A 19,197-nucleotide genomic window follows, 5' to 3' on the forward strand; every position below is an offset into this window, starting at 1 on the left:
GCCATCATTCTCAGCCGGCCTGTTTCAGGGCCGTTTTTTCGGCGCGCAGTTCCTCGATCGAGCGCACTTTGCGCCGCGCCGCACCCGCCCAGTCGCGGGTTTTCACCATCGATTTCGAAAGCCGCTCCTTGGCGGCCGGCACGGCATCGGCGTATTGCGGCAGCCAACGCGCCTGGGCGACGACCATCTCGTCGACCATCTGCCAGACCTCTTCCGGCGTCGACACCGCACCCACCAGCGGATCGTGCAGCACCGCGAGCTTGAGCAGGTCAATGTCGCCCGTAACAGCCGCATGCACCGACATGCGCTGGACGTTGATCGAAGCCATGCAGGTGGCCGCGCAGGCTTCCGGCAGCGTGATGCCTGACGCCATGTTGATGCCGAAGCGATCGACGAAGCCGGGCGATTCGATGATCGCGTCCTGCGGCAGATTGGTGATGATGCCGGTGTTCTTGACGTTGAAGTGGCCGCGATAGACGCGGTTCGTCTCCAGCGCTTCGAGAATATGGCTGGCATGTTCGTTCGAGCGCTTCGATACGTCGAGCGGCTTCGACGCCGCTTCGAGGAATTGCGGATATTCCGTCTCGAACCAGTTGCGGGTTTCCGTGGAGTAGCGAAGATAGCCGCCGGTCTCGCCATGGATCCAATCGGACATGTCGATCCAGCGGGTGATTTCGTCCGGCCGCTTGCGATACCAGGGCAGATATTCGGAGAGATGACCGTTGCTTTCGGTGGAGTAGACGCCGAAGCGCTTCAGCACGTCGATGCGCAGCTTTTCCTGCTGCGAATAGACCGGATGCGCCTCGAAGGCAGCCACCAGTTCGTCCTTGCCGATCTTGCGGCCGTTGAGCCGCAAATCGATGAACCAGGTCTGGTGGTTGATACCGGAGCAGACATAATCGAGTTCGCTGTGCGACTTGGCGCCGAGCACTTCGGCGATCTGTTCGGCGCCGTGCTGGACACCGTGGCAGAGGCCGACCGTATCGACCTTGCCATATTCAATCGCCGCCCAGGTGTTCATCGCCATCGGGTTGGCATAGTTGAGGAATTTGGCGCCTGGCTCGGCGACCTCCAATATATCCTTGCAGAAGTCGAGGATGACCGGGATGTTGCGCTGGCCGTAGAGGATGCCCCCGGCGCAAATCGTGTCACCGACGCACTGGTCGATGCCGTATTTCAAGGGAATGCGGATATCGTCGGCATAGGCTTCGAGCCCGCCCACCCGCACGCAGCTGATGACGTAGCGCGCGCCTTCCAGCGCCTTGCGGCGGTCGGTCGTCGCCGTCACCCTGGTCGGCAGCTTGTTGGCCTCGACGATGCGGTCGAGGATCGCCTTGATCATTTGCAGATTGTGTTCGCTGAGATCGGTCAGCGCGAATTCGATGTCGCTGAATTCCGGGACGCACAAAATATCGGTGAACAGCTTCTTGGTGAAGCCGACGCTGCCGGCGCCGATAATAGCGATTTTGAAACTCATCACCTCACCTCGATGCATTCGAATGCCGGGTAAGGAGCAACAGGAAAGGGAATGGCGGCCCGCCTTGGCGCGCATGCCATTCGAGCCGGAATTCCGGCTCGTTCTCCTCCCGCCCGCTCCTCGACCGCGGGTCTTTCGCGTTCTCAGGATTTGGATTATGCCGTTATTCCAGGGCGCGGCCAGAGAACGATTATGCTTTCGAGGGTAATTTTGTGCTGCATGATCTGATCGCCAACGGACAGTTGATGCGCACCATTTCGCTGCCGCGCGGCCGCCAGCGCCTGCATGCCATGCCGACCAGCACCGGCTATGAAGTACGCGAGGGCGTGACTTACGACTGGGATGGGCGCAAGCGCGGCCAGACGCCGTTCACCGTGCTGCAGCACACGATCAGCGGCACCGGCCAGCTGCGCTACGAGAACCGCAACTACCGCCTGCAGGCCAACGACACGCTGCTGGTGCTGGTGCCGCACAACCATCGCTACTGGCTGGAGAAGGGCGACCGCTGGGAATATTTCTGGATCTCGATGAATGGCGAGGAGGCGCTGCGCGTCCACAAATCCATACTCAGCGTCTCCGGCCCGGTGTTTCGGCTGCAGCCGGAGACGATTGATCATCTCGCCGATTGCAGCCTGCGCCTGATCAAGGGCGGCGCTTCGCCTGGCGCTGCTTCGGCAATCGCCTATGAGGCGGCGATGGCGCTTTACGACGATGTCTTCGGCTCGCACGCCTTGACTGAGAAACAGAGCGTCATGCAGCCGGTCATCGATCATATCAACGCCAATCTCGACAAGCCCTTGCCCGTGGCCGAGCTCGTCCAGATCAGCGGCCTCAGCCGCGCCCATTTCTCGCGCTGCTTCGCCGAGAGCGAAGGCGTTCCGCCGGCCGAGTTCGTGCTGCAGCAGCGGCTGCAGCGGGCGGCGAAGCTGCTAACCAAAGCCGATTTCCTGCCAGTCAAGGAGGTCGCCATCCTGTGCGGCTTCGAGGACGCCAACTATTTCTCGAAAGTCTTCCGCCGGCTCTACGGCATCAACCCGACGCAGTTCCGCACCACCGGCATGTATGCCAGCCTGGGCAGCCTTCGATAGGATTACCCGATGCGGTTGCCGCTTGCGGGATCGAACAGATGCAGCGCCGCCGGATCGGCAGACAGCCGCACCTTATCGCCAGGCCGGATAGTGCTGCGTCCCATGACGAAGACACAAACCAGCTGGTTGGCGAGCCGGACATAGAACTGCGTCGACAGGCCGAGCGGCTCGACCACCTCGACCTCTGCCCTGAGCGGACCATCGTCGGCAAGCTGGATGTGCTCCGGCCGTAGCCCGACGGTGAGCACATCGCCATCCTTCAATGGCAAGCCATCAGGCAATCTCAGCTTCTGGCCGTCGGCCAGCACCGCGTCCACCTTGCCGCCCTTGGCCACTGTCGCCGGAAAAAAGTTCATGCCGGGCGAGCCGATGAAGCCGGCGACGAAGGTGTTGATCGGCCGATCGTAGAGTTCGAGCGGATGGCCGACCTGCTGGACGTAACCGTCATGCATGACGACGATGCGGTCGGCCATAGTCATGGCTTCGATCTGGTCGTGGGTGACATAGACCGATGTGGTCTTGAGCTGCTGGTGCAGCGCCTTGATCTCGGCGCGCATATGCACGCGCAATTTGGCGTCGAGATTGCTGAGCGGTTCGTCGAACAGGAACACTTTGGGATCACGCACGATGGCCCGGCCCATGGCGACGCGCTGGCGTTGGCCGCCGGACAGTTGCCTGGGCAGACGGCTGAGAAAATTGTCGAGGCCGAGCCGCTTTGCTGCCGCCCCTACCCTGCCGTCGATCCTCGTCTTCTCCGCCTTCTTCAACAGCAGGCTGAAGCCCATATTCGACGACACATCCATGTGCGGATAGAGCGCGTAGGACTGGAACACCATGGCAATATCGCGGTCCTTCGGCGCGACATCGTTGACCAGCCGATCGCCGATATGGATCTCGCCGCCCGACACTTCCTCCAGCCCGGCAATCATGCGCAAAAGGGTCGACTTGCCGCAGCCGGACGGGCCGACCAGAACGACGAACTCGCCATCGGCGATCTCGAGGTCGACGCCGTGCAGGATGCGCAGCGAACCGTAGTCCTTCTCGAGGTTTTGCAGCGTAACGGAAGCCATCGATTATCCTTTGACTGCGCCGGCAGTGAGGCCGGTGACGAGATAGCGTTGCAGGAAGGCAAAGAAGATGCAGACCGGGATCAGCGCCAGGATCGACGCCGCCATCATCTGCCCCCAGTCGACGGCGAACTTGCCGATATAGGTGAGCAGGCCGACGGCAAATGTCTTCTGGTCGTCGCTGGAAATGAGCATCAGCGCGAACAGCAATTCGCTCCAGGCGGCGGTGAAGACGAAGCCAAGCGTGGCGCCCATGCCGGGCAAGGTCAGCGGCACGATCACCTTGCGCATCGCCTGCGCCCGCGTGCAGCCGTCGATCATCGCCGCTTCTTCGAGGTCCTTCGGAATGCCGTCGAAGAAGGACTGCATCAGGAACGTGGCGAAGGCGGTGTTGAAGGCGGTGTAGATGATGATCAGCCCGACAAGGCTGTTGGTCAGGCCAAGCTCGCCCATGACGCGGTAGATCGGCGGAATGACCATGACCAGCGGAAAGGTTTGCGTCAGCAGAAGCATGATCGCCAGTGTCGCCTTGCCGCGAAAGGTGAAGCGCGACATGGCGTAACCGGCGAGCGTGGCGATGACCGTGACGAGCGCCGCAGTCGACACCGAGACGATAACGCTGTTGAGGAAATAGCGGGGGAAGTCAGAGGCTTCCAGGACAGTGATGAAGTTGCGGAAGGTCGTCTGCGACGGCCACAGCGTGATGCCCTCGGAATAGAGCAGCCGCTCCGGCGTCACCGAAATCTTCAGCGTCCAGAAGATCGGGAACAGGGCGAAGATCATATAGGCGGCAATCGCCGCGTAGAGGCCGACGCCGCTGAAGATGCGCGAGGAGGTAGAGCGTCCGGCAATCATCAGACGTGCCTCACCAGCAACCGGCGGATGGCGATCAGCGCGATCGCATAGGCGATGAGCAGTACCAGTAGCAGCACCGCCACTGCGGAGGCATAGCCCTTGTCCAGCGACTTGAAGGCGCTGACATAGATGTAGACCGGCACCGTGCTGGTCGAGCCGGCCGGCCCGCCCTCGGTCATGACAAAGATCAGATCGGCGAAGGTCGCGATCCAGATCGTACGCAGCATGACGGTGATGACGATGGTCGGCGCCAGGAACGGCAGCGTCACCTTGGTGAAGCGCTGCCAGGGCGAAGCGCCGTCGATTGCGGCCGCCTCATGCAGTTCCGAAGGGATCGACTTCAGCGCCGCCAGCAGCGTGATGGCGAAGAACGGAATGCCGAACCAGATGTTGGCGATGATCGGCCCCCACATGGCGGTCGCCGGATCGGACAGCACATTGGTCGGCTCGGCCTTCAGCCCGAGCGTGAAGAGCCAATGCGGCAGTGGTCCGATGATCGGATTGAACAGCCACGCCCAGGTCAGGCCCGACAGGAAAGATGGCACCGCCCAGGGCAGGAACACCACCGCCTGCACGAACTTGCGCCCGACAAACGGTTTGTCGAGCAGCAACGCCAGACCCAGGCCGAGGAAGAACTGGAAGAAAAGGCTGGCGACGGTCCACCAGAGCGTGTTGACCAGCGCCTGCCCCAGCACCTGGTCGGTCAGCATCGCCTGATACTGGCCGAGGCCGACATATTCGGATTTGAAGGCGGAGAATTTGCGGAAGGAATAGCTGATGCCGATGATCAGCGGCACCAAAAGCACCACGACCAGAAGCACAATCGCCGGCGAGAGATACAACCAGGGCTCGATGGCGGCATGCGTCAGCCGCTTCTTTCGCGGCCGGCCTGCGGATCGTATTTCGGACACGGCGTAGGTCATTGGGTGCTAAATCGTCTCCTGGAGGAGCGCCGGGATTGGCGACAAGCGTCCTACCCGCTCACGAGGAAGATGCCGGTCCACCCTCCGTAGCTGCAGCACAGCTGCTGCGGAGGACGGGCAGGCAGATGAGGGGCAGCGCTAGCCTTGGGGTGCTGGTGCTGCCCCTCATCCGGGCCTGTCTGTGCATGTCGTTGTCCCAAAACCGCTACGCACTTTTGGGCGACATGCATTCGGGCCACCTTCTCCCCGTAAACGGGGAGAAGGTGGAAGAACTACTTCTTGTTCTTGGCCAGCCAGTCCTGCTGTTCCTTGGTCAGGAACGCGGCCCATTGATCGGCAACGTCCTTGGCCGACTTCTGGCCGAGGAGCACTTCCTGGAAATTCTTGATCGCCACCTGGTCGACGAAATTGCCGAGGTTCTCCAGATGTGTCGGCGGCGTCACCATTTCATATTTGGAAGTGTCGCTGAGTTCGGTGAACCAGCCTTTGAACTGCTCGGTCTTGAAGTGGGCATCCTGGTCGGCGCCATTGTGGATCGGCACGACGCCGACTTCCTTGGCCCATTCGAGATTGTCCTTGGGCGACAACAGCGTCGCCATCAGCTTCCAGGCATCGTCCTTGTGCTGCGAATTGGCGAACATCGCCCAGCCGGCATAGCCCAGCGTCGGATAGGATTTGCCGCTTGGCCCCACAGGCAGCGGCGCCACGGCAAAATCGTCGGCGCTCATTTTGTCGGCAATGCCGATCAGCGCATCCGGATCCTGGTTGAGCATGGCGCAGGTGCCGGAATAGAAGCCGGTGACGGTTTCGTTGAAGCCCCAGCTCACCGCATCCTTGGGCGCCAGCCCGTCCTTGTACATGTCCGCCAGCATCTGCAGGCCCTTGACCGAGCCCTCCTCGTTGATCGTCGAGGTGCCGTCCTCGTTGAAGTAGCCGCCCTTGCCAGCGGCGATGTTCATGAACATGTGCATGCCGTTGAAGGCGCCCGGCCCACCACGCAGGCAATAGCCGTACTTGCCTGGAATGGCGGAGATCTTCTTGGAGTCGGCGATGAAGTCGTCGAGTGTCGCCGGCGGGCCGTCGAGACCGGCCTCCTTGAACAGCTTCTTGTTCCAGAACAGCGCATTCACATAGTAGCCGTATGGGATCATGAATTGGGTATTGTTGACGGTCGAGCCGAACTGCTTGGCCCGATCGCCGAGTGTCTTGGCGTCGTCCCACTTGGCCATGAACGGCCCGAGATCCTCGAGCTGGCCGTTGGTGGCGTAGAGGCCCATCCAGCGCTCCGGCATCTCGACGATGTCGGGCGTATCGCCCGCCTGCACCATGGTCAGGAATTTCTCGAAGGCCTGACCCCAGGGCAGCGAGACCACCTCGACCTTGACGCCGGCATTGGCGGCCTCGAACTCGGCGATCTGCTTCTTCAGGAATTCGGTGCGCTGCGGGCTGGTGATGACCTCGACCAGCTTGAGCGTGGTATCGGCCAGCACGCTGCTGGCGGAGATCGCCAGGCCGGCAGCGGTGGCAAGCATGATGCTCAGTCTTTTCATGTTCAGAACTCCCATTTTGAACCCAGTCATTTTTTTGCTTTGTCGAAGGCCTGGCCGATGTCGGCCCAAAGGTCCTCGACGCTTTCCAATCCGACATTGAGGCGGATGGTTCGGGGGCTGACGCCGAAGCGCGCCATCGAATTGAGACCCGGCGTCTGCTCGAGAGAGGCCTTTGCCGGCACGACCAGGCTTTCATGTCCGCCCCAGCTGACGCCGATGCGGAAGAATTTGAGCGCATCGACGAAAGCGGGAATGTCGACATCCTCCGTCACCTCGAAGGAGAACAGCCCGGCATAGCCGGCAAGTGTCTTCTTGCCGGGATGATTGGAATAGGCGGGATGATTGACCCGCTCGACCTTGTCATGCGCCTTCAGCCGCTCGGCGATGGTAAGCCCGCTCTTCATGTGATGCGGCAGTCTCAGCGGCAGCGTGCGCAGGCCGCGCAACAGCAGCCAGCCCTCGAAGGGCGACAGCTTTGCGCCGAGCTGCGAATAGGTCTGGTCGTTGATGTGCTTGATATGGGCGGCCGAGCCCGCCACCACGCCGGCGACGGTATCGCTGTGGCCGCCGAGATATTTCGAGGCCGAGTGCAGCACCAGATCGACGCCGTGCAGGATCGGCTTCTGGAACACCGGCGTCGCCCAGGAATTGTCGATGGTGGTGACGATGCCCTGCTCTTTCGCCAGCCGCGTCAGATGTTCGAGATCCTGCAGCTCGAACCTCATCGAGGTCGGGCTTTCCAGATAGAGCAGTTTGGCGCCGGGAAGAGCCGCGGCCACCGCATCCGGATCGGAGCCGTCGACATAGTCGACCTTGATGTGCAGGCGCGGGAACAACCGCTCGAACAGTCGGTAGGCGTCGCCATAGCAATTGCGCACCGCAAGGATGCGTTCGCCTGCGCCGACGAAAGCCAGCAACGTCGCGCTGATCGCAGCCATGCCGCTCGAAAAACCACGTGCGGCTTCAGCACCTTCAAGCGCTGCGACGCGCGACTCGAATTCCATCACCGTCGGATTGTCGCCGCGCGAATAGATCGGCTGTTTCCTGCGCCCGGCAAAGGTGTCGGCCATGTCGGCATAGCTGGCGAAGGTGAACAGCGAGGTCTGGTAGATCGGCGGCACCACCGCATTGCCGGGGAACGGGTCGTCATGCGCCAGAAGCGTCGCCGCCTCGGCGAGATAGTCGCTGCCGGAAATGCCTGGGTCGAAGCTGTGCTCGTTCATGTGCGGACCGAAAGTTTGAGGTTGGCGGCGCCGCGCTTCAAATCGTCCTCGACCGTGGCGATCAGCTTCAGCGCTTCGGCCCGGGCGCCTTCCGGATCGTGCGCGGCGATGCAGTCGAACATGGTGCGGTGGTAGGGAAAGCTTGCGTGGCCGAAATCGCGCACGCCGAGCGGATGTTCCCAGAAGCGGTGGAACAGTTCGTGCATGGCGGCGATAATCTGCTCGAACAGCGGATTGCCGCAGGCGCGGTAGATCGCCTGATGGAATTCCCAGTCCTCTTCCGACGACATGCCGGCGCGGCTGAGAAACTCTTCCTCCATGATGTCGAGCTTGCGCTCGATCTCGGCGAGGTCGTCCTTGTCGGCACGAATGGCGCAAAGGGCGGCGGCTTCCGCTTCCAGCGCGCGGCGGATTTCCAGCGTGCGCATCAGGCCGGTGAAATCATTGCCGCCGGCAAGCGTCAGCGGCATGTGCAGCATGTCGAGCGAGACGGCGGCCTTGAGATAGGTGCCCGAGCCCTGCCGGCGCTCGACCAGGCCAAGCCCTTCCCAGCGCGTCAGCGCCTCGCGCACCGTGTTGCGGCTGACCTTCAGACGCTCAGCGAGGATGCGTTCGGTCGGCAGCCTCTCACCGGGTTCCAGTTTCTCGCGCATGACGAAGCCGGCCAACGCCTTCAGCACCGCGTCGTCGCGGGCCGTCGTCTGGATCGGCGGAAGGCTGAATTCGGTCACAGGGGCTATTACCGAAGTGGTTCAATGGTCCAACCAATTTCTGCACAGACGAAGGGACCTGTCAACAGTGGAAACGGAGCAAGGCCGAAGGGCCAGGGATGCACCTTCGGCCTTGCTGCTTCAGCCGTGGATGCGCGCCGGCGCAGCGGCGGCGCGAGCCTCGCGCCAGCGAGCGAAGATTGCCTCGCGAACCCGCCTCGAACCAGAGAGGCGCTTTTTTGCCTGCGCCAGCACCGCAGGCGACGCCTCGGCGGGCGTGCCGGACCGAAAGGGAGGAGCCGGGGCGTAATCGAGCGAGAGCTGCACGATCTCGGCCTCCTCCTGTCCAAGCAGCCTCGCAACCAGCGCCAGGCCGAAGTCGATCCCCGAAGTGACGCCGCCGGCGGTGATGAGTTTGCCGTCTTCGACGATACGCTCGTCGACCGGGATCGCTCCGAACTCCTCAAGGAAATCATGCGCATACCAGTGCGTGGTCGCGCGCTTGCCCCTCAGCAGTCCGGCCGCCCCAAGCACCAGGGCACCGCTGCAAACGGAGGTGATGTAGCGCACCTGCCCCGCGCGCTCCCACACGAAATCGAGGACTGTCTGGTCCTCCAGCAGCGCGTTGACCCCGCCCCCGCCAGGAATGCACAGCACGTCGAGGGGCCGGCAATCGTCAAAGGTCGCGGTTGGCGTCAGCGAGAGGCGCGTCGATGACGTCACCGGGTGCGATCCTTCCAGATCAGTTCCACCTCGGCATCCTTGGCCGATGCCAGGACTTCGTATGGGCCGGTGAGGTCGAGTTGTTGGACGTCGGGGAATACGAGGATGCCGAAACGAAGGGGCATGGAAATCTCCGTGGGTTGACTTCCGGCAATCTACGGCATCATGGTTTGGCACGATTGCCATTCATCCCTCGCTTCGGGCCAAACCAATGCGCCGTATCGAAGTACTTGCCTATCCCGACATCCAGCTCCTCGACGTCAGCGGACCGCTGCAGGTCTTTGCCAGCGCCAATGATTTCAAAAGGCAGGCCGGCGAACCGGCTCCTTACGAGGTCGTGGTCGCCGCCGCCTCACCGCGCATCCGGACATCGGCCGGTCTCGTGCTGGAGGCAGCAGTGCTGCCAACCCACGGAGGTAAGATCGACACGCTGCTTGTCCCCGGAGGATGGGGCGTCAACGCGGCCTGCGACGATCCCGTGCTGGTCCAGTGGATCGCCGGTCGCTCGCGCGATGCCACCCGAACCGCTTCCGTCTGCAGCGGCGCCATGCTGCTGGCGACGGCTGGCCTGCTCGACGGCCGCCGCGCGGTGACCCATTGGGGACGCTGCGCGGAGTTCGCCCGGCGCTTTCCCGCGGTCCGGCTCGAACCCGATCCGATCTTCATCCGCGACGGCAATGTCTGGACATCCGCCGGCGTAACGGCGGGGATCGATCTCGCCCTCTCCCTCGTCGAGGCCGACCTTGGCCGGCACACGGCGCTCGGCGTGGCGCGCGAGTTGGTGGTCTTCCTGAAACGTCCCGGTGGCCAGGCGCAATTCAGCCAGACCCTCAAGCTGCAGCAAGGCGACGGGCGCTTCGACCGGCTGCATGGCTGGATCCTCGAAAATCTGGCCGGTGACCTGTCGCTCACGCAGTTGGCCGACCACGCCAATATGAGCCCGCGCAGCTTCTCGCGGCGCTATCGCGAGGCCACCGGCCGGACACCTGCCCGCGCGATCGAGGAGATCCGGATCGAGGCGGCGCGGCGGATGCTGGAGCGGGGCCAGCCCGTCAACCAGACGGCCCGCCGCTGCGGTTTCGGCTCGGAAGAAACCATGCGGCGCGGCTTTCTGCGCGTGCTGGGCACCAATCCGCGCGCCTATCGCGAGCGTTTCTGATCGCGACTGCTTGCTCCATTAGGCCGGCGGTCGATGCGGTAGAAATAGAGCCTCTCCAGCGTTCAGGCGGGATGCTGTAGCTGGCTGAGCCCGCCATCGACGACGAGGGTCGCCGCGTTCATGAACGGGCACTCCTCAGAAATCATGAACACAGCGGCCAGCGCGATCTCGCGCGCCGAGGCGATGCGGCCGCCGGGATGCAGCGCCAGCGTCTTGGCGCGCGCCGCAACCGGATCGGCAAAACTGTTCCAATAGTCGGTCGCCTTCTGCGTCTCGACATAACCGGGCGCCAGCGCGTTCACGCGCACGCGCTGCCCGGCATATTCCAGCGCCAGCGACTTGGTCAGCCCAAGCAGCGCGTGCTTGGCCACGGGATAGGGGAAGGTATGAGGGATGATGGTGAAGCTGTGCGTCGAGGCGATGTTGAGGATCGCGCCACCGCCATTTGCGATCATTGCCGGCAGCACCGCCTTGGCGCAGTTCCAGGCGCCTTTGACGTTGACATCGAAATTGCGATTCCACTCCTCCTCGGTCGCCTCGAGCGGCGTCGAGAACACATTCATCCCGGCATTGTTGATCAGCGCGTTGATCGGCCCGATCGCGTCGGTCGCCCGGCTGACGGCAGCGGCAATCGCGGCCCCGTCGCTGATGTCGGCTGCGGTATGTCCGACATGGCCCTGCGGTGCGGCAAGGCCGGCGACCGTTTTGTCCAGCAGCGCGCCGTCGCGATCGACCAGGAACAGTTTTGCCCCTTCGGCCAGGCAGGCCTCGGCGATGGCAAGCCCGATGCCTTGCGCGGCGCCGGTGAGGAAGATGCGTTTGCCGGACAGGCGCTCAGCCATGGCTGTCACTCCACTGGAAGACGGATCAGCGCCGGCCCAGTGCCGACGAACGCAGATTGTCGAGCAAAACGGCAAGCAGCAGGATCACGCCGCGCACAATGTATTGGTAGAAGGCTGCGATGTTGAGCAGGTTCATGGCGTTTTCGGCGATGCCCATGATCAGCACGCCGACGATGACGCCCGACATGGTGGCGCGGCCGCCGGCAAGCGAGACGCCGCCGAGCACGCAGGCCGAGATGACCGAGAGTTCAAGCCCCACCGCCGCATTGGGCTGGCCCGACGTGATGCGCGAGGCCAAAAGGATGCCGGCGATGCCGCAAACCACGCCTTGCAGCGCAAAGATCCAGATGCGCGTCCAGTCGACATTGACGCCGGCCAGGCGCGAAGCCTCCGGGTTACCGCCGATGGCCAGCGTGTTCTTGCCGAACACGGTACGATTGAGGACAAAACCGAAGATGCAGAACAGCACGGCCAGGACCCAGACCGGCGTCGGAATGCCGAACAGCTTCGACAGCGCCAGTTGGTAGAAATCCGGGCTGTTGATGCCGACGGCGCGGCCATCGGATGCGATCAGCGCAAGGCCGCGCACGATCTGCATGGTAGCAAGCGTCGTGATCAGCGCGTTGATGCGGAACTTGGCGATGACGACGCCGTTGATGAAGCCGACGAAGGCGCCGCAGGCGATTGCCGCAAGAAGCCCGAGGATGATCGATCCGGTATAGTTCGACGCCATCACCGCGACCATGCCGGCGAAAGCAACGATCGAACCGACCGAGAGGTCGAAGTCGCGCGCGGCGAGGCAGAACATCATCGTGCAGGCGACGATGCCGACGGTGACCACCGATTGCAGCAGGCCGAGCATGTTGCGGTCGGTCAGAAAATTCGGCACCAGCAGCGACACCAGCGCGAAGGCGACGATGAAGATCACGACGAGGCCCTGTTCGCCGAGCAGGATCTTCTTCAACTGATCGGTCATGGCAAAGATCCTCAGGATGCGATCGCGTCGGGGGTTTTCTGATCGGGAAGAGCGGCGGCCAGGATCGCTTTTTCGGCGAACTGGTCGCGCGCGAGTTCGGCGCTGATGCGCCCGCCGCACATCACTAGGATGCGGTCGCAAATGCCCATCACTTCCGGCAGTTCGGACGAGACGACGACGATCGCCATGCCGTCTTCGGCAAGCTGGTAGAGCAGTTCGTAGATTTCCGCTTTGGCGCCGACATCGATACCGCGTGTCGGCTCGTCGACGATAAGCACGCGCACGCCCTGCTCCGACAGCCAGCGGCCGAGAATGACCTTCTGCTGGTTGCCACCGGAGAGGTTGATGATGTCCTGCTTGCGCGACGGCGTGCGCACCTTGAGCTTCTTGATGAAGGTCTCGGCGGTGGCGATCTCGCTAGCGCGGTTCAAGGTTCCGAAGCGTGTGTGATGACGCCGCGACGAGATGTTGATGTTCTCCTCGATCGAGCGGCCCTGGATGATGCCGTCATGCTTGCGGTCTTCCGAGCACAAAACGATCCCGGCGCGGATCGCGTCATGCGGATCGGTGGCATGCACGACCTTGCCATCAACGGTAATGGTGCCACCTGAGCGCGGGTCGGCGCCGAATACCAGCCGCATCAGTTCCGAGCGCCCCGCGCCGATCAGGCCGAAGAAGCCGACGACCTCGCCCGCCCTCACCTCGAAGCTGGCGGGCGTCGTCAGTTTTACTCCGCAAACAGCGTCGACCTTCAGCCGGACATCGCCGGCCGGGCGTGGGCGAAACCCCCAGATATCGGAGATTTCGCGGCCGACCATTTCGGCGACGACCTGGTCGCGTGTGACGTTTTTCAGCGACGCATGGTGCGCCGCGAGCTTGCCGTCGCGCAGCACGGTCAGGCTGTCGCAGAGGCGGAACACTTCGTCCAGCCGGTGCGAGACATAGATGATGACCTTGCCCTCGCCGCGCAGGCGGTCGATCAGGGCAAACAGGATTTCGCTTTCGCGCGACGACAATGACGAGGTCGGCTCGTCCAGAGCGATGACGCGCGCGTCGAGCATGATCGCCTTGGCGATCTCGACCATCTGGCGCTCGCCGATCGACAGCGTCTTGACCTTGCGGCTGATATCGATGTCGATGCCGGCTGATTTCAGCTTGGCGCCAACATCGTCCAGCATCCTGGCACGGGCGATGATGCCGGCGTTGGCGGGGAAGCGGCCGAGGCTGAGGTTTTCGGCAACAGTGAGCTCGGGAACCAGCTGCAGTTCCTGGTGGATGACGATGACGCCATTGTCGAAGGCATCTCGCGTCGTTGCATAGGCTTGCATCTTGCCGTCGATGAGGATCTCGCCGTCATCGGCATGCTGGTCGCCGGACAGGATCTTGATCAGCGTGGATTTGCCGGCGCCGTTCTCGCCCATCAGGCCGTGCACGGCGCCCTTGTCGACGCCGAACGAGACGTCCGACAGCGCCTTGACGCCCGGATAGGTCTTGGTGATTTCCGAGAAGTCGAGAAAGGACATGGGGCGCCTATCCTTTTGCCATGCCAAACAGGCGGCGACTGTGAGCCGCCGCCTGTTTGTACAGGGAGGATTATTCGATGCCGAGACCCTTGCGGACCGTCTGGTAGTCGTCGCGCTTGGCCAGCGCACCGGCGGTCAGGATGAGCTTCTCGGGTTCCTTGTTGTTGGCGACCCAGTCATACATGTTGAGCGCAGTCTCGTAGCCGTGACGCTTCGGCGAGATGATCACCGTGCCGACGAAGCCGGTGGCGGTCGGCTTCTTGAACTCGTTGATCGCCGAATCCGCGCCGCCAATGCCGACGCCGATCACGTTTTCGGCCGGGATGCCGACGCTTTCGGAAGCGCGCACGGCGCCGAGAACGGCTTCGTCGTTGAGGCCGAAGGAGACCCACTTCTTGATGTCGGCATGGGCGTTGAGTACCACCGTCGCCGCATTGAGCGCAGCCTCGGTATCGGTCTTGGCCTGCGGCGCGTCAAAGATGTTTTCGGCCTTGAAGCCGTTGGCCTTCAGCACCGAAATGGCGCCTTCGACCCGGTCGACGGCGGTCGGCAACTGATCATAGGAGACGCGGATGGCGCCGACCTCGTCGGCCTTCCAGCCGCGCGCCTTCATTTCGTCGACGATCGCCTGGCCGACGGCCTCGCCGATCTTGGTCGCCGAAATGCCCATATGCGGCACGTCTTCCAGCGCCTTCCCGTCTGCGCCGACCAGACGGTCATCAACCGTCATCAGCTTGAGATTGTTGGCGGCGGCCTTGGCGACGATGCCGGGGCCGAGCTTCACATCAGGCGTGCAGACGATGAAGCCTTGCGCGCCCTGCGCGCCGAGATTGTCGATCGCCGACATCAGCTTCTCACCGTCCTCGGCGCCGATCTTGACCAGGGTAAAACCCTTCTCCTTGGCGGCCTGGTCGGCGAACTTCCATTCGTCCTGGAACCACGGCTCCTCGGGCTGTTTGACGATAAAACCTATCTTGGTGTCCTGAGCATATGCAGCGATGGTCGTGACGGACAGCACGGCAAGGGCGCCCGCGACGAGCGCGGTCTTCAGAAGTCGCATGATTACCTCCCAGCGATGGCCGGGCGCTCAGCCCGGATGCAGAGTCTCTAATTCCTTTTATCATACTCGTCAATTGATCTGGTATGATAATTGAGCTACATGCTCTGACCAGGGATCGCTGGCGCAAATCATCCGCATCCGGTAAGGCCGGGGACGCGAGATCAGTGGTTTCGCCGCCTTGGAGGAGGGCTGAGGTGACCGAAACTTCGAAGAAGGCATCAGGCGACACCCGCCGCCCGCGCGTCATGCCCGGTGTGACCAAGGCGCTTGCCTCAGACATCTTTTCCGGACGCTATCCCGCCGGCTCGTCTCTGCCGACCGAAAACGAACTCGGCGTCGAATATGGCGTCAGCCGCACCGTCATCCGCGAGGCGCTGAAGGTGCTGGCCGCCAAGGGGCTGGTGCTGTCGCGGCCGCGCATCGGCACGGTTGTATGTGAACAGGACAACTGGAACATCATCGACCCGCAGGTGCTGGCCTGGCACGCGCCGCATGCGCTGGACGACAAATTGTTCGACGCCATCCTCGAAACGCGCCGCGCCATCGAACCTCTGGTAGCTGAACTGGCGGCGACTCGTGCTACGCTGCAGGAGATCGCCGATCTCGAAGCCGCCTGGCGCGGCATGGCCAATGCCGGCGAGGATCTCGCCGCCTTCTCGCGCTCGGACATCACCTTCCACCAGATCGTCTATGCCGCGAGCCACAACCCGATCTTCCGCCAGATCGGCAATCTGATCGACACCGGGCTGAAATTCTCGCTCGAAGCAACGGCGACCATTTCGCTCGCCCGGCGCATGGAAGCGGTGGCAGCGCACCGTGAGGTGGTCGAGGCACTGCGCATGCGCGATGCCGCGGCGGCGCGTGCGGCGGCAGGCCGGATCCTCGACCTTGCGGCGCGCGACCTGGTCAGCGCCAAGAAACTCAAGAACAACTGAGACCAGCATGAAAATCATCTCGCTCACCACCTACATCGTCCCGCCGCGCTGGCTGTTCCTGAAGATCGAGACTGATGCCGGCGTTACCGGCTGGGGCGAGCCTGTGGTCGAAGGCCGTGCGCTGACGGTCGAGGCAGCGGTCAAGGAACTTGGCGATTATCTCATCGGCAAGGACCCGCGCCTGATCGAGGACCATTGGACGGTGATGCATCGCGGCGGCTTCTACCGCGGCGGGCCGATCCTGATGAGCGCCATTGCCGGCATCGACCAGGCGCTGTGGGACATCAAGGGCAAGGCGCTCGGCGTGCCTGTGCACGAACTGCTCGGCGGCAAGCTGCGCGACAGCATCAAGGTCTATTCCTGGATCGGCGGCGACCGGCCGGCGGAAGTGGCTGATGGCGCCAGGGAAGTGGTGGCGCGCGGTTTTCAGGCGCTGAAGATGAATGGCACCGAGGAACTGCAGATCGTCGACAGCCATGACAGAATAGATGCGGCTGTCGAACGAGTCGCCATGGTGCGCGAGGCCGTTGGGTCCAACATTGGCATCGCCGTCGATTTCCACGGCCGCGTGCATCGGCCGATGGCGCGCATGCTGGTCAAGGAGCTGGAACCCTACCGGCTGATGTTCATCGAGGAGCCGGTGCTGAGCGAAAATCGCGAGGCGCTGAAGGAGATCGCCGCCCTCGGCTCGACGCCGATCGCACTCGGCGAGAGGCTCTACAGCCGCTGGGATTTCAAATCGGTGTTCGAACAAGGCGCCGTCGACATCATCCAACCCGACCTCTCGCATGCCGGTGGCATCACCGAATGCCGCAAGATCGCGGCGATGGCCGAGGCTTATGATATTGCGGTCGCGCCACACTGCCCGCTCGGGCCGATCGCGCTTGCCGCCTGCCTGCAGCTCGATGCCGTCAGCTACAACTGCTTCATCCAGGAACAGAGCCTCGGCATCCACTACAACGCCGCAAACGATTTGCTCGACTATGCCGCCAACAAGGACGTCTTCCGCTACGAGGATGGCTATGTCGCAATCCCCGATGGTCCCGGCCTCGGCGTCGAAATCGACGAGGACTACGTCAAGGAACGCGCCAAGGAAGGCCACCGCTGGCGCAACCCGGTCTGGCGTCACAAGGACGGCTCCTTCGCCGAGTGGTAGCTCGGCCGACCTTGCGGCCAGGCCTTCAGGACCTCGGGTTCGATTTCGCGGTGGCGCCAGCGTAACGCAGGCCTCTGATGGGCCGCAGCGCCGAGCACCAGCGCATGGGAACCGTCGGCGCCGGCAAGCCGCAACTCGCTGACCGCCTGGGTTGCCGCAAGCGATCGAAAGCAGTCGCTATCCATGGAACATGGCGGATGTCCTGTTCTCATCGACCTTTTCTTGGCCCGCCAGCCGCGTCACCTGCCCGCGGCGTGCCGGCCTGCGTTCCTGCCGGAGAAGATGCAGCTGCCGAGAAATGTCCCTTCCAGCGCATTGTAGCCGTGATAGCCGCCGCCACCGCCGCCGGCCACCTCGCCTGCCGCATAGAGCCCGGCAATGGGTTCGCCATTGCCGTCGAGAACCTGCGAATTGAGATTGGTGTGCAGGCCGCCAAGCGTTTTGCGCGTCAGGATGTTGAGGCGCACCGCGATCAGCGGCCCGTGCCTGGGATCGAGTATCTTGTGCGGCTTGGTCACCCGGAAGATCTTGTCGCCAATGTAGTTGCGGGCGCCGCGGACGGCTGTGACCTGCGCATCCTTGGTATAGGCATGGTCGACCTCGCGATCGCGCGCCACGATCTGCGCCTTGAGCCGGTCGTAGTCGAGCAGATTGTCGCCTGACAGCGCGTTCATGCCGGCGACCAAGTCGGCCAGGTTGTCGCGGACGACGAAGTCCTCGCCCTTTTCCAGGAACGCTGCCACCGATGGTGGCGCCTTGCCGCCGCGCCGGTTCTTCAGCACGGCCCGCCAATCCTTGGCCGTAAAGTCTAGGTTTTGCTCCGAACCCGACAGCACGAACTCCTTCGAAGCGATCGTCTTGCTCAGCACGAACCAGGAATAATCGTGTCCCGTCGACAGGATACGCTTCAAGGTGCCGAGCGAATCGAAGCTCGGGAAGAACGGCGCCTCCATGCGTTGTCCCAGAGCATCGAACCATAGCGGCGACGGCGCCGACAGGATGCGGATGCCGTGGTTCGGCCAGATCGGATTCCAGTTCTTGATCCCCTCGACATAGTGCCACATGCGGTCGGCGTTGATGACGGCCCCGCCGGCGTCCTGGGTGATCGCCACCATGCGGCCGTCGACATGGTGCGGCACGCCGGCAACCATACGCTTCGGCGCTGGCCCCAGCCGCCGGACCGGCCAGACCTTGCGAACCAACTCATGATTGCCGCCGATGCCGCCGGAGGTGACGATCACGACACCGGCCGAAAGGTCGAAATCGCCGACGGCCGTGCGGCTCGACTGCTTGCCGCGCTCGACATCGGATGCCTCCAGGATTTCGCCCGCGACGCCGGTGACCGCGCCGTTGGTCTTGATCAGCCGGCTGACCTGATGACGGAATTTCAAAGTGATCAGCCCTTTGGCGACGTGCTCGCGCACGCGCCTTTCGAACGGCGCGACCACGCCCGGCCCAGTGCCCCATGTCAGGTGGAAGCGCGGCACTGAATTGCCGTGGCCATTGGCCAGCGCGCCGCCGCGCTCGGCCCAGCCGACCACCGGCCACCAGCGCATGCCCATGGCGTAGAGCCACGGCCGCATCTCGCCGGCGGCGAAATCGACATAGGCTTCCGCCACTTTCCTTGGCCAATGGTCCTCGGGCCGGTCGAACTGGGCAGAACCCAGCCAATCCTGCCAGGCGAGGTCGCGGCTGTCCTTGATGCGCAGGCGGCGCTGCTCGGGCGTGTTGACCAAAAACAGGCCGCCGAGCGACCAGAATGCCTGGCCGCCGAGAAAACCGCCACCCTCTTGCTCGACGATGATCACGCGCTTTCCGGCATCGCCGAGTTCCGCGGCTGCGGCCAGGCCGGCCAGCCCGCCGCCAACGATGATTGCGTCCGCGTCAGCCATTGTCGTAGCTCCTGTGCCGGCTTTTGTTTTCGAGATCG

At 63.2% G+C, this 19,197-nt stretch carries 16 protein-coding genes and 1 pseudogene; 4 read left to right on the top strand and 13 right to left on the bottom strand.

The features are described from left to right. Positions 1–10 precede the first annotated feature (10 nt). Positions 11–1,477 (bottom strand): alpha-glucosidase/alpha-galactosidase, encoded by a 1,467-nt coding sequence (locus tag NKJ76_RS24365; protein WP_023687911.1) that lies wholly within the window; start codon positions 1,475–1,477, stop codon positions 11–13. A gap of 245 nt (positions 1,478–1,722) precedes the next feature. Here NKJ76_RS24365 and NKJ76_RS24370 point away from each other — a divergent pair, with 245 nt between their 5' ends. Beyond that, the gene (locus tag NKJ76_RS24370) at positions 1,723–2,565 is read left to right on the top strand and encodes an AraC family ligand binding domain-containing protein (protein ID WP_502902338.1); all 843 of its coding nucleotides are present in this window, start codon (positions 1,723–1,725) and stop codon (positions 2,563–2,565) included. A gap of 2 nt (positions 2,566–2,567) precedes the next feature. Here the strand turns inward: NKJ76_RS24370 and NKJ76_RS24375 are convergent, their stop codons facing one another. From NKJ76_RS24375 to NKJ76_RS24405, 7 genes and pseudogenes are all read right to left on the bottom strand, one after another. Further along, on the bottom strand, positions 2,568–3,635 hold the full coding sequence (locus NKJ76_RS24375) for an ABC transporter ATP-binding protein (RefSeq protein WP_352538547.1): 1,068 nt from the start codon (positions 3,633–3,635) through the stop codon (positions 2,568–2,570). Positions 3,636–3,638: 3 nt separating this feature from the next. Continuing rightward, positions 3,639–4,487 (bottom strand): carbohydrate ABC transporter permease, encoded by an 849-nt coding sequence (locus NKJ76_RS24380; RefSeq protein ID WP_023691354.1) that lies wholly within the window; start codon positions 4,485–4,487, stop codon positions 3,639–3,641. Further along, positions 4,487–5,410: a carbohydrate ABC transporter permease gene (locus NKJ76_RS24385; RefSeq protein ID WP_023685296.1), complete on the bottom strand. Its 924-nt coding sequence runs from the start codon at positions 5,408–5,410 to the stop codon at positions 4,487–4,489. Before NKJ76_RS24385 ends, NKJ76_RS24380 begins: the two co-directional genes overlap by 1 nt. A gap of 272 nt (positions 5,411–5,682) precedes the next feature. After that, positions 5,683–6,960 (bottom strand): ABC transporter substrate-binding protein, encoded by a 1,278-nt coding sequence (locus NKJ76_RS24390; protein WP_352538548.1) that lies wholly within the window; start codon positions 6,958–6,960, stop codon positions 5,683–5,685. Between the two features lie 26 nt (positions 6,961–6,986). After that, a complete protein-coding gene (locus tag NKJ76_RS24395; RefSeq protein WP_352538549.1) occupies positions 6,987–8,183 on the bottom strand; it encodes a PLP-dependent transferase in 1,197 nt (398 codons plus the stop codon). After that, on the bottom strand, positions 8,180–8,914 hold the full coding sequence (locus NKJ76_RS24400) for a FadR/GntR family transcriptional regulator (protein ID WP_023668124.1): 735 nt from the start codon (positions 8,912–8,914) through the stop codon (positions 8,180–8,182). The genes NKJ76_RS24395 and NKJ76_RS24400 overlap by 4 nt, the downstream gene beginning before the upstream one ends. Before the next feature lie 120 nt (positions 8,915–9,034). Further along, positions 9,035–9,741 (bottom strand): annotated as a pseudogene (locus tag NKJ76_RS24405) (DJ-1/PfpI family protein). 86 nt (positions 9,742–9,827) lie between these two features. Between NKJ76_RS24405 and NKJ76_RS24410 the strand changes: the two are divergent. After that, positions 9,828–10,775 (top strand): GlxA family transcriptional regulator, encoded by a 948-nt coding sequence (locus NKJ76_RS24410; RefSeq protein ID WP_352538550.1) that lies wholly within the window; start codon positions 9,828–9,830, stop codon positions 10,773–10,775. Between the two features lie 62 nt (positions 10,776–10,837). On the opposite strand, the gene NKJ76_RS24415 is transcribed toward NKJ76_RS24410, so the two are convergent. The 4 genes from NKJ76_RS24415 to NKJ76_RS24430 form a co-directional block, all read right to left on the bottom strand. Further along, a complete protein-coding gene (locus NKJ76_RS24415) occupies positions 10,838–11,617 on the bottom strand; it encodes an SDR family oxidoreductase (RefSeq protein WP_352538551.1) in 780 nt (259 codons plus the stop codon). A 25-nt stretch (positions 11,618–11,642) separates the two neighbouring features. Then, complete coding sequence (araH, locus tag NKJ76_RS24420; protein ID WP_023729461.1) at positions 11,643–12,593, bottom strand: L-arabinose ABC transporter permease AraH; 951 nt, start codon at positions 12,591–12,593, stop codon at positions 11,643–11,645. A gap of 11 nt (positions 12,594–12,604) precedes the next feature. Continuing rightward, entirely contained in the window at positions 12,605–14,116 is a 1,512-nt protein-coding gene (gene araG / locus NKJ76_RS24425) for an L-arabinose ABC transporter ATP-binding protein AraG (RefSeq protein ID WP_352538552.1), read from the bottom strand. 70 nt (positions 14,117–14,186) lie between these two features. Then, a complete protein-coding gene (locus NKJ76_RS24430) occupies positions 14,187–15,176 on the bottom strand; it encodes an arabinose ABC transporter substrate-binding protein (RefSeq protein ID WP_023668118.1) in 990 nt (329 codons plus the stop codon). Positions 15,177–15,370: 194 nt separating this feature from the next. On the opposite strand from NKJ76_RS24430, the gene NKJ76_RS24435 reads away from it, so the two are divergent. Then, complete coding sequence (locus NKJ76_RS24435) at positions 15,371–16,111, top strand: FadR/GntR family transcriptional regulator (protein ID WP_352538553.1); 741 nt, start codon at positions 15,371–15,373, stop codon at positions 16,109–16,111. A gap of 7 nt (positions 16,112–16,118) precedes the next feature. After that, the gene (gene dgoD, locus NKJ76_RS24440; protein ID WP_023714596.1) at positions 16,119–17,267 is read left to right on the top strand and encodes a galactonate dehydratase; all 1,149 of its coding nucleotides are present in this window, start codon (positions 16,119–16,121) and stop codon (positions 17,265–17,267) included. Between the two features lie 239 nt (positions 17,268–17,506). Here dgoD and NKJ76_RS24445 read toward each other — a convergent pair whose 3' ends face one another. Beyond that, positions 17,507–19,159 (bottom strand): FAD-binding dehydrogenase, encoded by a 1,653-nt coding sequence (locus tag NKJ76_RS24445; protein WP_023691361.1) that lies wholly within the window; start codon positions 19,157–19,159, stop codon positions 17,507–17,509. Positions 19,160–19,197: the final 38 nt, after the last annotated feature.

It is taken from the genome of Mesorhizobium sp. M0029, from assembly GCF_040323735.1.
Lineage (GTDB): Bacteria > Pseudomonadota > Alphaproteobacteria > Rhizobiales > Rhizobiaceae > Mesorhizobium.